The organism is Rhodococcus sp. NCIMB 12038 (assembly GCF_002165735.1).
Classification (GTDB): domain Bacteria; phylum Actinomycetota; class Actinomycetes; order Mycobacteriales; family Mycobacteriaceae; genus Rhodococcus_F.
Genome location: NZ_NHML01000009.1, coordinates 192,740 through 206,202, shown reverse-complemented (window position 1 = coordinate 206,202; position 13,463 = coordinate 192,740). Strand labels below are relative to the sequence as shown.

Here is a 13,463-nt window from a genome sequence, read left to right as displayed (position 1 = left end):
CACGGGTGGGCCGTAGGCTGACACCCGTGCGCGTACTCGTTATCGGCTCCGGAGCCCGTGAACATGCCCTCCTTCTCGCCCTTGCTCGCGATCCGGGTGTCAGTGCCCTGATGTGCGCGCCCGGCAATGCCGGGATCGGCAAGATCGCCGAGCAGCACTCGGTCGACATCGCGTCCGGGGAGGCGGTGGCGGCCCTCGCGAAGAAGCTGGACGCCGACCTCGTCGTGGTGGGCCCCGAGGTCCCGCTGGTGCTCGGTGTCGCGGACGCCGTCCGCGCGGCGGGGATCGCCTGCTTCGGTCCGTCGGCCGACGCCGCGCGCATCGAGGGGTCCAAGGCGTTCGCCAAGGACGTCATGGCCGCCGCCGGTGTGAAGACCGCGCACAGCGAGATCGTCGACTCGCCCGCGAAGCTGGACGCGGCACTGGACCGTTTCGGGCCGAACTGGGTGGTCAAGGACGACGGACTCGCGGCGGGCAAGGGTGTCGTGGTCACCACCGATCGGGACGCCGCCCGCGACCACGCGGCCGAACTGCTCGAGAACGGCCACCCCGTTCTCCTCGAATCCTTCCTCGACGGTCCGGAGGTGTCGCTGTTCTGCGTCGTCGACGGTGAGACCGTCGTGCCGCTGCTGCCGGCCCAGGACCACAAGCGCGTCGGCGACGGCGACACCGGACCCAACACCGGCGGGATGGGCGCCTACACGCCGCTCCCGTGGTTGCCCGAGCAGACCGTGACCCAGATCGTCGACGACGTCGTGAAGCCGGTCGCCGCCGAACTCGTCGCCCGCGGCAGCGCCTTCAGCGGCCTGCTGTACGCCGGGCTGGCGATCGGCAAGGACGGCCCGGCCGTCGTCGAGTTCAACTGCCGATTCGGCGACCCCGAGACCCAGGCTGTTCTCGCGCTGCTGAAGAGCCCGCTCGGGGAGCTGCTGAACGCGGCGGCCACCGGAACGCTCGACCGGGTCGCGCCGCTCGAATGGCAGGACGGCTCGGCGGTGACCGTCGTCGTCGCGGCCGAGCACTACCCGGCGACCCCGCGCACCGGCGACGTGATCACCGGCGCCGACGGTGACGGCGTCCTGCACGCAGGCACCAAGCTCGTCGACGACCAGGTGGTCTCCGCAGGCGGACGCGTGCTCAGCGTGGTCGGAGTCGGAGCCGACCTCGACGCGGCGCGCGCCGACGCGTACTCCAAGATCTCCGCGATCAAGCTGCCGGGAAGCCATTTCCGGAAGGACATCGGGCTGGCCGCGGTCGAGGGCCGCATCGCCATTCCCTGAGATCGAAGCACTGTCGAAACAGGCGTGCACCCCTGGAGCATCCAGGGGTGCACGCCTGTTTCGTCACCACGTCATCGAGCGGTCCAGCCTCCGTCGATCGTGTAGGAGGCGCCGGTGACCATGCCTGCGTCGGCGGACGCGAGCCACGCGACGAGGGAGGCGACCTCCGACGGTTCCACCAGTCGCTTGATCGCGCTCTCGGTGAGCATCACCTTCTCGATCACGTCGGACTCGCTGATGCCGTGCACCTGCGCCTGATCCGCGATCTGCTTCTGCACCAACGGTGTCAGGACGTAACCGGGGTTGACGCAGTTGCTGGTGACGCCGTGCGGGCCACCCTCTAATGCCGTCACCTTCGACAGTCCCTCGAGCCCGTGCTTGGCGGTGACGTACGCGGCCTTGAACGCCGACGCGCGGAGTCCGTGCACCGACGAGACGTTGACGATGCGGCCGAAACCCGTCGCATACATGTGCGGCAGGGCGGCGCGGATCAGCAGGAACGGCGCCTCGACCATCAGCGTCTGGATGCGCCGGAAGTCCTCGGGGCGGAATTCCTCGATGGGACTGATGGTTTGGATCCCGGCGTTGTTGACGAGGATGTCGGTCTCGAGCCGCAACTCGGTGAGCGGATCGGTGTCGAGGAGGTCGACGTGCCACGCCGTTCCGTCGATCTCGTCGGCGAGGCTCTTGGCGGCCACGTCGTCGAGGTCGGCGACCGTGACGTGCGTTCCGCGCGCCGCGAGCGCCCGGGCGCAGGCCGCACCGATGCCGCTGGCGCCGCCGGTGACCAGCGCGGTGCGCCCGACCAGGTTCTGCTCGGTCATGCCGGGACCTCGTTCTTCGCGCCGGCGGCCTTCTCGTCCGCGAGGATCTGCGCGTCCGCCGCGTCGATCGACTCGAGCGAGATGCCCTTGGTCTCCCGGGCGACGACGACGGCGACGGCGGTGATCAGGCAGGCGATCGCCAGGTAGATCGCGATCGGAACGGCCGAGTCGTACTTGCTGAGCAGGCTGGCCGCGATGATCGGCGCCAGCGAACCGGCCACGATCGACGTCACCTGGTAGCCGAGGGAGACACCTGAGTACCGCATGCGCGTCGGGAACATCTCGGCCATGATCGCCGGCTGACCGGCGTACATGAACGCGTGGAACACCAGGCCGATGATGATCGCACTGAGGATGACGGCGTTGTGCCCGCTGTTCATCATCGGGAAGGCGAAGAAGCCCCACGTGCCCGCGGTCAGTGCGCCGATCATGTAGACGGGACGGCGGCCGATGGTGTCGGAGAGCCGCCCGACGAGCGGGATCGCGGCGAAGTGCACGGCGTGGGCGATCAGCATCCACCAGAGGATCTGCGCGGTGTCCGTGTGGACGACGACCTTGAGGTACGTGATCGAGAACGTGACCACGAGGTAATACATGACGTTCTCACCGAAGCGCAGGCCCATCGCCGTCAGCACGCCGCGGGGGTAGCGCTTGAGCACCTCGAAGACGCTGAACGACGTCTCCTTGACGTGTTCCGCTTCCTTCTGCGCCTGGATGAAGATCGGCGCGTCCGTCACCTTGGTGCGGATGTAGTAGCCGACGAGGACGATGACGGCCGACAGCCAGAACGCAACGCGCCAGCCCCAGCTGAGGAAGGACTCGTCGGACAGCGTCGTCGTGAGGATCAGCAGGACCACGGTCGCGACGAGGTTGCCCGCCGGCACACCGGCCTGCGGCCACGACGCCCAGAAGCCGCGGGACTTGTTGGGGCTGTGCTCGGCCACCAGCAGCACCGCGCCGCCCCACTCGCCGCCGACGGCGAATCCCTGAATGAAGCGGAGGGTGACGAGCAGGGCCGGGGCCCAGTACCCGATCTGGCCGTACGTGGGCAGGCAACCCATCAGGAACGTGGCCGTTCCGACGAGGAGGAGGCTGAACTGGAGCAGTTGCTTGCGGCCGAACTTGTCGCCGAAGTGACCGAAGACGATGCCGCCGAGCGGCCGGGCGACGAAGCCCACGGCGTAGGTCACGAACGCCGCGATGATCGCGTCGAGTTCGTTGCCGCCTGCCGCGAAGAAGACCTTGCTGAACACGAGCGTCGCCGCGGTTCCGTAGAGGAAGAACTCGTACCACTCGACGACGGTGCCGGCCATGGACGCGCCGACCACCTTCTTCAGCCCGGACGGCGGGGCTTCTTTCGCGTGCGCTGTTTCGTCGACGCTCATCTGTCGCTCCTCTCCACACTCCGTACCCCGTTGTGACTGGGGGCACAGTTCATTGGTCCTGCCGAGTATTGATGCATATTTGTGCGCACACAATGACGCAACCTGCAACCGGCATGTGCAAATATGCACAAATGACCTCCGGAGCAGCCATGCCCAGCGCCGATGACCTCCTCGTCCTGCTGGCAGTGGGACGGACCGGCCGCTTCAACACGGCCGCCGACGACCTGGGGGTCAACCACACGACCATCTCGCGCCGGATCGCGAGTCTGGAGAAGAGCCTCGGCGGCCGGGTACTCGTGAAGGCCGCCGGCGGGTGGGAACTCACCGACCTCGGGCGGCAGGCGCTGACCGCAGCCGAACGCGTGGAGGCCGCCGTCCACGGACTCGTCGCCGAACCCGGCGGCGCCGACCACCTGAAGGGCGTCGTCCGGGTCTCGGCGACCGACGGGTTCAGCGCCTACATCGCGGCGCCCGCAGGCGCGCTGATCCGCAGCAGGCACCCGGACGTGTCCGTGGAGATCGTCGCGATCACCCGCCGGGCCTCGCAGCAGCGGTCGGGACTCGACATCGAGATCGTCGTGGGCAAACCACAGGTGCACCGGGCGGAGGCGCTGTGGCTGGCCGACTACACACTCGGCCTGTACGGCGCGCGGTCGTATCTGGCCGAACACGGCACCCCGACGCGGGTCAGTGATCTGGCCGATCACTCACTCGTCTACTTCATCGACTCGATGCTGCAGGTCGACGAACTCGACCTGGCACGCCGCCTCACCGTCTCGATGCGCGAATCGGTGACGTCGACCAACGTATTCGTGCACGTCGAGGCCACCCGGGCCTCGGCAGGCATCGGGCTGCTGCCGTGCTTCATGGCCGACCGCCACGACGACCTCGTGCGGGTGCTGCCCGGGCAGGTCGAGGCCACGCTGGCGTACTGGCTCGTGGCGCGGCCCGAGTCACTGCGACGACCGGAGGTCGCGGCGGTGGTGGGGGCGATCCGGGAGACGGTCGAATCGCAGCGGGACGCGTTGGCGGGGGAGTGAGCGCGTCACGCTAGCGTCATGGGGTGCGTCCCGAATCCCAGCGGTCCAACATCCAGACCTTCCACGTGATGGACGTGTGGAAGGCCGCCACCGAACGTCAGCGCACCCACGGCGACGTGCTGACCCTCGCCGCGGGGCAGCCGTCCACGCCCGCGCCGCAGCCGGTGCTCCGCGCGACGCGGGAAGTGCTCGACGGTCACCTGCTCGGGTACACGGAGACGTTCGGGATCCTGCCGCTGCGGGAGGCGATCGCCGGATATCACGCCGGCAAATCCGGAATCGACGTCGACGCCGAGGACGTCGTCGTGACCACCGGTTCCTCCGGCGCGTTCACGCTGCTGTTCCTTGCCGCCTTCGACGTCGGCGACACCGTGGTGGTGGCCCGCCCCGGCTACCCGGCCTACCGGAACACGCTCGCCGCGCTCGGCTGCAACGTCATCGAGATCGACTGTGGAGCCGACACCCGGTTCCAGCCGACGGTCGCGATGCTCGACGCCCTGCCCGAGCCGCCCGCCGGACTGATCGTCGCGAGCCCCGCCAACCCCACCGGCACCGTCATCGACCCCGGCGAACTGGCCGCTCTCGCCCGCTGGTGCGACGCTCACGGGACGCTGCTGATCTCCGACGAGATCTACCACGGCATCGGATACGGCGAGCAGGCGATGACCAGCTCGTGGGAGACGTCGCGTGAATCCGTAGTCGTCGGCTCGGTGTCCAAGTACTTCTCGATGACGGGCTGGCGGCTGGGCTGGATGCTGGTGCCCGAGGGGCTGCGCAGGCCGTTGCAGCGGCTGGCGTCGAACATGACGGTGTGCCCGCCCGCCATCTCCCAGTACGCGGCGATCGCCGCGTTCACCGAGGAATCGAGGGCCGAACTCGACGGCCACGTCCAGCGCTACGCCGTCAACCGGGAACTGTTGCTGACCGGACTCCCCGAGCTGGGCATCACCGACCTGGCACCCGCCGACGGGGCGTTCTACGTGTACGCCGACATCGGGCACCTGCTCGGCGGAACCCACGGCGCGACGTCGACGGAATGGTGCTCGCGGCTGCTGCAGGACACCGGTCTGGCGCTGGCCCCCGGCATCGATTTCGACACCGTCCACGGAGACCGGACCGTCCGGCTGTCGTTCGCCGGATCCACGGCGGAGGTCCGGGAATCCCTGGTGCGACTGGGCCGCTGGCTGTAGCCGCAGTTCGCTCTTGCGGCGGCGTCGCAGCAGTTGTTCGATGGACTTGGGCGCACTGCGTGTTCGGGGGCGCCAGGCAAGGAGAACGGCGATGCTGTACGTCGCGTTGCTCGCATTCGTGTTGTGGGTCCTGTGCTTCGCCGACGCCGTCACCACCGACGACGACCAGTTCCGGAACCTCTCGAAGGAGGGCTGGCTGGTGATCGTGCTGTTGCTTCCGCTCGTCGGCTCGGTGCTGTGGATCGTGGTCGGGCGGCCGCAGAAGATTCCGAGCGATCGGCTGCCTGCCGACCCGGAGGAAGCCGAGTTCGTGCGGCGGTGCCGGGAACGCGCGGAGGAACAGCGCCGGCAGGGTTTCCACGGGCGCGACCAGGAATAGAAGGCCTACACTGTGGCTAGGATTACAGTGTTACAAACCAGGCGCGAGGCGACGACATGAGCGAGATCAGTCATCCACAGCCACCCCTTCCTGGCGGAGTCCGCATCGGGACCGTGGAGCGGGAGCAAGCAGCGGCGGCACTCGCCGACCATTTCGCAGCCGGACGGCTCGAGACCGACGAGTTCGACGCCCGGGTGCAGGCGGCGTACCTCGCCAAGACCGCCGGCGACCTCGTGCCGCTCTTCGCGGATCTTCCGGACACGCAGCGCTTCACGTCCGAACCCGAACGGGTGCGCGTACGACGCGACCCGGGGCGGGAGGCGGCGGCACTGCGGATACTCGTGTTCGTGGTGGCCATCCTCGCCGCGATTCTGTGGGTCGCGCTGGTCCGCATCCCCCCGCTCGTCTTCCTGCCCATCGTCTGGCTCGTGCTCGCCCGGCGCAGCTTCGGACGGCGGTCCTGTCGCGCGTGGTGAGGGTCTGACTCGGGCCGGGAACTGGCGAAAACTACCGCGAGGTCGGTTGTGGCTCCGTACTCTGACAGGCAGGTTTGACGCCGTCGAGCGATCGAGGAGCCACGATGACCACCAGAGTTGTGCGCTGTGTGAGCCTGATCCCGGTAGTCGCGGCCTCCGCGCTGCTGCTGGGCGGATGCGGTTCCGACAGCAGCGATACCCCGTCGACCTCCGCCAGTGCCACGACGTCGGCCACGGCAGCGATGACGTCGTCGCCCATGACCACGAGCGCCGCAGGGGCCGCGGTGGTCACCAAGGAACAGGCGGAGCAGACCGCTCTCGCGACGGTTCCGGGTGGCACCGTCGTGAACTCGGAGCAGCAGCAGCGGGACGGTAAGCCGGTGTGGCACGTCCACATCCGCGACGCCAAGGGCTGGGACTACGACGTGAACGTCGACGCGACGACCGGCACGGTGGTGTCCGACAGTCAGGACGGGCAGACCACCACGACCGCCGCACCCGCACCCCCCGCCGGCGCGGTGACCCAGCAGCAGGCCGAGCAGATCGCTCTCGCGACGGTTCCGGGTGGCACGGTCTCGAATTCGGAGCAGCAGCAGCGGGACGGTAAGCCGGTGTGGCACATTCATATCCGCGACGCCAAGGGCTGGGACTACGACGTGAACGTCGACCAGGCGACCGGAGCCGTCCTCCCCGACAACTGAATGGGTAGAACGACTCAGGTGATCACCTTCGGGAAGATGGGTGAATTACCCGATGTCCGGGGGGTGACGTCGCCCTAGCGTCGTGGTCATGGTCACCACGTCAGTTCGTCTGTCACACCCCGGCTTCCAGCGGTGGGCGGCCCGCGCGGGCGTCGCGGGTCCGGTGCTGTTCACCGCGGGATTTCTCGTCCAGGAGACGTTTCTTCGGGACGACTACAGCCGGATCGCCGACCCGATCAGTGCTCTCGAGGCGGACCCGAGTGGCTGGATCCAGCAGCTGAACTTCCTGGCCTTCGCCGTGCTGCTGACGATCTTCGCGGCCGGACTGCACCGCGGCATCGCGAACACGCGGTCCGGCTGGGCCGGGCCCGCTCTGCTCGGCGTGGCAGCGGTGGGGCTGATACTCGCCGCCGTGTTTCCGTTACGCGAGGATCCGGCAGGGGAGCCCTATGCCCCGGGCCATCACGTGATCGCGGGGGTCACGTTCTTTTCCTGCAGCGCCCTCGCCCTGGTGGTGCTGTCGCGCCGGTTCGCCGCCGATCCGCGGTGGCGCGGCCTGGCGCGCTACGTCGGGGTCGCCGGGATCGTCGGTCTGGGCTGTTTCGTCTTGCTCGGCCGGTTCGCGATGCCGGGTGGCGCGCCGCTGCACGAGATCGCCGGGCTCCTCCAGCGCATGACAATTCTCGCCGTGACGTTCCCGGCGCTGGTGGCGATCGCGCTGCGGCTCCGTCGCAGCGCCAGCCTGCCGCGGGCTCTCACCCGGTCGTGAACACCGGCATCTGCACCCGTGTCAGGCAACTCGTGTCGTAGCCGCCGGTCGGCTGCTCGAGAAAGCCGACCGTGACGGCCGGGGCGCAGTCCGAGGACTGCAGCACGTCGTGGCCGAGCCCGGGGAACTCGAGCACCTCGGACCGCGACAAAGTGGCGGCAGCGGTGCGCGCCTGCGACGGCGGGGTGACGGCGTCGAGCGACCCGGTGAGGAGCAGGGTCGGCACGTTACTTCCCGTGGGCTCGTGCACGCGGGCGTCGGACGCGGGCACGTCCCAGATGTCGCAGTCGTCGAAGATCCGGGCGGCCTGCGGCACCAGCGACAGCACCGCGTCCGGGAAGTCCGGGAGCGCCCGCTTCGCGGTGGCGGCAACCTGCCCCCGGTCGGTGAACGCCGTCTGCTCACCGCAGAACACCCCGAACGTCAGCCCGTAGCCGATGAGTCCGGGCGGCGTCACCGTGCCGAGCAGTGCGGTCGCGGCCGGGACGCCGTCACCGGTGGCGGTCGCGTGGACGAGCGCGGGGAGTCCGGCGTAGTTGCCCGGCGCGAGGCTCTGCTGAATCACCAGATTCACGAAGGTGTACCCGTCGAGCACGACGCGTCTGCCGGACAGGTCGACGGTCAGCGGCGCGGCGGCCAGCCGGTTCACGGTCGCGGTGAATTCGTCCGTCAGGCCCGGGTACGCCGCGGCGCACGCCGGCTGGGCCGCGCACGCGTCGAACAGTGCGCGGAAGCCCTCGGCGGCGCCCGGCCAGAAGCCCTCGATGATGTTGTTCTGCGTCGGCACGACCGAGTCCAGCACCACGCTGCGGATGCCGTCCGGGTGGTCGCGGAGCACGGTGAGCGCGAGGTCGGTGCCATACGAGACGCCGTAGATGTTCCACTCGTCGAGGCCGAGCGCCACCCGCAGATCCGCGACGTCGGCGGCGTTCTCCCTGGTGTCGTACGCGCCGAGGTCGTAGCCGCCAACCGCGACCCGGTCGCGGCAGGTCCGGGTGGCCTCGGCGTCGAGGGGTGCGGTCGCCGGATCGAGCGGGCTCAGGCCCGTCTGCGCCGCCTGGAACTCGTCGATCTCGGGGCATGCCAGGAACGGGTCGGAGTGCATGGTGCCGCGCTGGCCGAGGAACAGGACGTCGCGGTCGCGGTTCAGACCGAGCGGCGCGACCTGGGCGGCGCTCGCCAGCGCGGGCCCGCCCGGACCTCCCGTCAGGTAGACGAGAGGGTCGGGTCGCGGGGTCGCGGATGTGGCACCGAGCCGCGTCACGGCCAGTTCGATGCGTCGTCCGTCCGGACGGGAGCGGTCCTCCGGCACGGTCAACGTGCCGCAGCTGAACTCGGCGCCGAGGTCCAGTTGCGGCAGTCCGGGGACGTTCGGCGACGGGCACGCGGTGGCGGTGAAGACGGCCGCCGGATCGAGTGCCGGATCGTCGTCGGACCCGCACGCCGACGCAAGGACCATCGGCGCCGCCGCCGCGCATCCCAGGGCCAGCATCCGCACCGACACCCGCATCTTCCCGACGCTACGCGGGTGCGCGGCACCACCCACATACTTCGCGGTCTGTCGCCCAATCTGCCGTGGTGCGGCACCCGCGGCTGGCAGGATGAATTGGTGTCATCCGCGGCAACTCCGAAGGGCGAAAGGCGCCGACAGGCGCTGGTCGAGGCTGCCGCCGATCTCCTGCTCGAGGGTGGATTCGACGCGGTCCGGCACCGCTCGGTGGCCACCCGCGCCGACCTTCCGCTCGCGTCGACCACCTACTACTTCGAGTCTTTGGACGACCTGATCGCGAAGGCCGTCGAATGCAACGGCAACCGCGATCTCGCGGTCATGCGCGGCCGCGTCGAGGACGTAACGCACCGGCGCCGCGGACGCGAATCCACCGTCGACCTCCTCCTCGATTTGCTCGTCGGACCGGCCCTGATCAGTGAGGACTGCCGCGAGCGGCTGATCTCCCGGTACGAGCGGTTCACGGCCTGCGCGCGTCGCCCCGAACTGCGGGAAGTCCAGTTGCGGTTGCGCGCGCAACTGGACGACGTCCTCACCGAGGCCCTGCGGCGCTCCGACCGCGACGTCCGGCAGGAGCAACTCCGGCGGCTCGTCGCCGTCGTCGACGGAGCCGTGGTCACCGCGCTCGGCGAGCACGACGCCGACCTGCGGGCCCTCGCCCGGGCGATGCTGCTCGACGTCGTCGACGTCGTCGCGCCCGCCCTCGACCGGCCGGACCACGTCGAGCTGTAGCGCCGCCGTAAACTGAGGACTCGTGAGCCGCATCCCGAACGTCCTTGCCAACCGTTACGCCAGCCCCGAACTCGTCGAGTTGTGGTCGCCCGAGCACAAGATCATCCTCGAGCGTCAGCTGTGGATCGCCGTGCTGCGGGCCCAGGCGGAACTCGGGATCGACGTGCCGGCCGAGGCGCTCGCCGACTACGAACGCGTGCTCGAGCAGGTGGACCTCGACTCCATCGCCGACCGTGAGCGCGTCACCCGCCACGACGTGAAGGCCCGTATCGAGGAGTTCAACGCCCTCGCCGGCCACGAGCAGGTCCACAAGGGGCTGACCAGCCGCGACCTCACCGAGAACGTCGAGCAACTGCAGATCCTGCGGTCGCTCGAGCACGTCCACGCACACGGTGTCGCGGTGGCGGCCCGGCTCGCCGAGCGGGCCGCCGAGTACAGCAGCCTCGTCATGGCAGGCCGGTCGCACAACGTCGCGGCGCAGGCCACCACGCTGGGCAAGCGGTTCGCGTCCGCCGCCGACGAACTGCTCGTCGCGCTCACCCGGCTGCGCGAGCTGATCGACCGCTACCCGCTGCGCGGCATCAAGGGCCCCATGGGCACCGCGCAGGACATGCTCGACCTCCTCGACGGAGACGCGTCCAAGCTGGAGGCTCTGGAGCAGAAGGTCGCCGAGCACCTCGGCTTCTCCCACGTGTTCACGAGCGTCGGCCAGGTGTACCCGCGGTCGCTGGACCACGACGTGCTGTCCGCGCTGGTGCAGGTGGCGGCCGGGCCGTCGTCGTTCGCGCACACCATCCGCCTGATGGCAGGCCACGAACTGGTCACCGAGGGCTTCCAGCCCGGCCAGGTCGGGTCGTCGGCGATGCCGCACAAGATGAACACCCGTTCCTGTGAGCGCGTCAACGGACTGCAGGTCGTGCTCCGCGGCTACGCGTCGATGGCCGCCGAACTGGCGGGCGCGCAGTGGAACGAGGGTGACGTGTTCTGCTCGGTGGTGCGCCGCGTCGCGCTGCCGGACGCGTTCTTCGCGATCGACGGACTGATCGAGACGTTCCTGACGGTGCTCGCCGAATTCGGCGCCTACCCCGCCGTCATCGAGAAGGAACTCACCCGGTACCTGCCGTTCCTCGCCACCACCAAGGTCCTGATGGCCCTGGTGCGGGCCGGAGTGGGCCGGGAGACCGCGCACGAGGTCATCAAGGAACACGCCGTCGCCGTCGCGCTGGCGATGCGCGAGCAGGGCAAGGAGCCCGACCTCCTCGACCGTCTCGCCGCCGACGACCGCCTGCCCCTCGACCGGGCCGCCCTCGACGAGGCTCTCGCCGACAAGAAGGCGTTCATCGGTGCCGCCGAGGCGCAGGTCGCCACGGTCGTGGCGCAGGTGCAGAAACTCGTCGACGCCAACCCCGAGGCGGCCGCCTACCAGCCGTCCCCGATCCTGTAGGCGGCTTCGCCGCCCGTGCGCCTTTCTGGTAGCTGGGACTACCAAAAAGGCGCACAAGCACCGGAGGTGCCTACGTGAACTGCATTTTCTGCGAGATCGTGTCGGGCCGATCCGATGCCAGCGTCGTGCACGAGGACGAGAACGTGCTGGCGTTCCTGGACATCCGGCCGTGGACGTCCGGACATCTGCTGGTGGTCCCGAAGCGGCACGCGAGCGGGCTCGCCGACCTCGATCCGGGCGACGGTGCGGCGGTGTTCGCGGTGGGGCAGCGCCTCGCGACCGCGTTGCGGCACGGGCCGATGCGGGCGCAGGGTGTCAACCTGTTCCTGGCCGACGGGATCGCCGCCGGCCAGGAGGTCTTCCACGTCCACCTGCACGTCGTTCCGCGCACTGCCGGTGACGGGTTCGGGCTGCGTGGAATGCCGAAGTCGCCGAGCCGGATCGCGCTCGATCAGACGGCGGGCGTCATCCGGTCCTCCCTCTCCTAGGTGAGTGGCAAAGCGTGCGGGAGCACACTTTGCCGCTCACGTGGGGAGGGGGCCGTTCTCGTCGAACCGTCGTTCGGTGATGTCGTAGGTGCCGTCCGGCCGGACCCGCAGCAGGGTCGATGCCCGCGTCCCGTACTCGCCGTGGCGGATGAACCGGGACGACAGGGCGCGTTCGAGTTCGGGTTCGATGCCCGTGTCGGGCAGCGCGTCCCACGGCGCCGGATCGCTGTCGGCGAGCACGTCGAAGTACGCCCCGGGATCCGATTCGGGGCTGCCGTCGTCGGCGGCGAGCGCGGCGGCGAACGCCTGTTTGCCGCCGGTCACCTTCGGCCACGGGGTGTCGAGCTCGGCGTTGGACAGGCCGTGGACGCCGGGTTCGACGCGCTGCCTGCGACCGTGGGGCCGGTTGGTCACCCACCACAGTTCCGCGGGGTCGCCGACGAGCAGGTTGAAGCTGCCGTACTCGGCGCCGGTCGCGGCCACCTGTTCGGCGTGGTCGGCGGGCGAGAGCCGACCGCGGAGGAAGTCGACGGGCAGGTCTCCGCGGGACCGGGCCCCGGTCGCGGGAGCGCCGTCGCGGACGTTGGTGACGGCCGCGAACCGCAGGACGTCGGAGATGCCCATCCACGTTCCGCCCGCGAGCAGATCGCGGCCCGCGACGAAGCCGTCGTCCCAACGGCGCAGCGGTTCGGTGGGGCGGGCGTAGAACTCGTCGCGGTTGGCCGCGACGACGAGGGGGAGGTCGGGGCGGGTATGCCAGGCGAACAGGACCAGGCACATACGGACGGCTCCTCGTCACCCTCGACTACACGGTTGCAGGGCCGAGCGTAGCCGCCCTGGGTCGTAGGTGGAGGCAGGTGGAGTTGGTGCGACTGCTCCGCCGCAGGCCCGGCACGTCCGTCGCGGACGCCTCGCCGGGGCGCTCCATCTGGATCGCACCGAGGACAGCGATCAGGAGGTCGCCCGATGATGTTTCGCAGGGAGAAGGCCGCCGCACGACAGCGGCCGTCCCACCACGCGCTGGAACTGTCGCACGTGACGTACCGGTTCGGGGCCCGCGGCACCGGTCGACCCGACGTGATCGTCGCCCTGACCGACGGACAGACACCGGGGCCGGCGACGAGGCCGGGGTGTCGGACCGTGGTCGGGCTGTTCCCCCGGCCGAGCTCGTGGACCTCCGTGAACACCTCATCAACGGCCCGTTACGCGACCTGCCTGACAGCTCGAAAAGCGTCTAGGAAAAGATGG

Annotated in this window: 14 protein-coding genes; 10 read left to right on the top strand and 4 right to left on the bottom strand. The window is 69.6% G+C overall.

Annotated elements, in window-relative coordinates:
• The first annotated feature begins 26 nt into the window (after positions 1-26).
• Positions 27-1,280, top strand: a complete 1,254-nt coding sequence (gene purD, locus CA951_RS15990) for a phosphoribosylamine--glycine ligase (RefSeq protein WP_087557752.1) — start codon at positions 27-29, stop codon at positions 1,278-1,280.
• A 71-nt stretch (positions 1,281-1,351) separates the two neighbouring features.
• Here purD and CA951_RS15985 read toward each other — a convergent pair whose 3' ends face one another.
• Positions 1,352-2,104, bottom strand: a complete 753-nt coding sequence (locus CA951_RS15985; RefSeq protein WP_087557751.1) for a 3-hydroxybutyrate dehydrogenase — start codon at positions 2,102-2,104, stop codon at positions 1,352-1,354.
• Positions 2,101-3,489 carry an MFS transporter gene (locus CA951_RS15980; protein WP_087557750.1) on the bottom strand — a complete coding sequence of 463 codons (1,389 nt, stop codon included), beginning with the start codon at positions 3,487-3,489 and terminating at the stop codon, positions 2,101-2,103. The genes CA951_RS15985 and CA951_RS15980 overlap by 4 nt, the downstream gene beginning before the upstream one ends.
• A 131-nt stretch (positions 3,490-3,620) precedes the next feature.
• Here CA951_RS15980 and CA951_RS15975 point away from each other — a divergent pair, with 131 nt between their 5' ends.
• The 6 genes from CA951_RS15975 to CA951_RS15950 all read left to right on the top strand — a co-directional run bounded on the left by CA951_RS15975 (position 3,621) and on the right by CA951_RS15950 (position 8,044).
• Complete coding sequence (locus CA951_RS15975; protein ID WP_087557749.1) at positions 3,621-4,529, top strand: LysR family transcriptional regulator; 909 nt, start codon at positions 3,621-3,623, stop codon at positions 4,527-4,529.
• A gap of 23 nt (positions 4,530-4,552) precedes the next feature.
• Positions 4,553-5,719, top strand: a complete 1,167-nt coding sequence (locus tag CA951_RS15970; RefSeq protein ID WP_087557748.1) for a pyridoxal phosphate-dependent aminotransferase — start codon at positions 4,553-4,555, stop codon at positions 5,717-5,719.
• 91 nt (positions 5,720-5,810) lie between these two features.
• Positions 5,811-6,098: a PLDc N-terminal domain-containing protein gene (locus CA951_RS15965; protein WP_087557747.1), complete on the top strand. Its 288-nt coding sequence runs from the start codon at positions 5,811-5,813 to the stop codon at positions 6,096-6,098.
• Between the two features lie 56 nt (positions 6,099-6,154).
• Positions 6,155-6,574 (top strand): DUF1707 domain-containing protein, encoded by a 420-nt coding sequence (locus CA951_RS15960; protein ID WP_087557746.1) that lies wholly within the window; start codon positions 6,155-6,157, stop codon positions 6,572-6,574.
• 104 nt (positions 6,575-6,678) lie between these two features.
• On the top strand, positions 6,679-7,275 hold the full coding sequence (locus CA951_RS15955) for a PepSY domain-containing protein (protein ID WP_087557745.1): 597 nt from the start codon (positions 6,679-6,681) through the stop codon (positions 7,273-7,275).
• An 88-nt stretch (positions 7,276-7,363) separates the two neighbouring features.
• Positions 7,364-8,044 (top strand): DUF998 domain-containing protein, encoded by a 681-nt coding sequence (locus tag CA951_RS15950; protein ID WP_087557744.1) that lies wholly within the window; start codon positions 7,364-7,366, stop codon positions 8,042-8,044.
• Here the strand turns inward: CA951_RS15950 and CA951_RS15945 are convergent.
• Positions 8,031-9,554 (bottom strand): alpha/beta fold hydrolase, encoded by a 1,524-nt coding sequence (locus CA951_RS15945; protein ID WP_087557743.1) that lies wholly within the window; start codon positions 9,552-9,554, stop codon positions 8,031-8,033. The genes CA951_RS15950 and CA951_RS15945 overlap by 14 nt on opposite strands.
• Before the next feature lie 99 nt (positions 9,555-9,653).
• Here CA951_RS15945 and CA951_RS15940 point away from each other — a divergent pair, with 99 nt between their 5' ends.
• The 3 genes from CA951_RS15940 to CA951_RS15930 all read left to right on the top strand — a co-directional run bounded on the left by CA951_RS15940 (position 9,654) and on the right by CA951_RS15930 (position 12,215).
• Complete coding sequence (locus tag CA951_RS15940; protein WP_087557852.1) at positions 9,654-10,283, top strand: TetR/AcrR family transcriptional regulator; 630 nt, start codon at positions 9,654-9,656, stop codon at positions 10,281-10,283.
• A 22-nt stretch (positions 10,284-10,305) separates the two neighbouring features.
• A complete protein-coding gene (purB, locus tag CA951_RS15935; RefSeq protein ID WP_087557742.1) occupies positions 10,306-11,727 on the top strand; it encodes an adenylosuccinate lyase in 1,422 nt (473 codons plus the stop codon).
• Positions 11,728-11,801: 74 nt separating this feature from the next.
• Positions 11,802-12,215: an HIT family protein gene (locus tag CA951_RS15930; RefSeq protein WP_087557741.1), complete on the top strand. Its 414-nt coding sequence runs from the start codon at positions 11,802-11,804 to the stop codon at positions 12,213-12,215.
• Positions 12,216-12,251: 36 nt separating this feature from the next.
• Here CA951_RS15930 and CA951_RS15925 read toward each other — a convergent pair whose 3' ends face one another.
• The gene (locus CA951_RS15925) at positions 12,252-12,995 is read right to left on the bottom strand and encodes an NRDE family protein (protein ID WP_087557740.1); all 744 of its coding nucleotides are present in this window, start codon (positions 12,993-12,995) and stop codon (positions 12,252-12,254) included.
• Between the last annotated feature and the right edge of the window lie 468 nt (positions 12,996-13,463).

Bases quoted from the DNA above. Each gene is read 5' to 3' on its own strand.
- CA951_RS15980 (WP_087557750.1), bottom strand. From the start codon at position 3,489: ATGAGCGTCGACGAAACAGCGCACGCGAAAGAAGCCCCGCCGTCCGGG.
- CA951_RS15945 (WP_087557743.1), bottom strand. From the start codon at position 9,554: ATGCGGGTGTCGGTGCGGATGCTGGCCCTGGGATGCGCGGCGGCGGCG.
- CA951_RS15950 (WP_087557744.1), top strand. From the start codon at position 7,364: ATGGTCACCACGTCAGTTCGTCTGTCACACCCCGGCTTCCAGCGGTGG.
- CA951_RS15955 (WP_087557745.1), top strand. From the start codon at position 6,679: ATGACCACCAGAGTTGTGCGCTGTGTGAGCCTGATCCCGGTAGTCGCG.
- CA951_RS15925 (WP_087557740.1), bottom strand. From the start codon at position 12,995: ATGTGCCTGGTCCTGTTCGCCTGGCATACCCGCCCCGACCTCCCCCTC.
- CA951_RS15975 (WP_087557749.1), top strand. From the start codon at position 3,621: ATGACCTCCGGAGCAGCCATGCCCAGCGCCGATGACCTCCTCGTCCTG.
- CA951_RS15960 (WP_087557746.1), top strand. From the start codon at position 6,155: ATGAGCGAGATCAGTCATCCACAGCCACCCCTTCCTGGCGGAGTCCGC.
- CA951_RS15965 (WP_087557747.1), top strand. From the start codon at position 5,811: ATGCTGTACGTCGCGTTGCTCGCATTCGTGTTGTGGGTCCTGTGCTTC.
- CA951_RS15985 (WP_087557751.1), bottom strand. From the start codon at position 2,104: ATGACCGAGCAGAACCTGGTCGGGCGCACCGCGCTGGTCACCGGCGGC.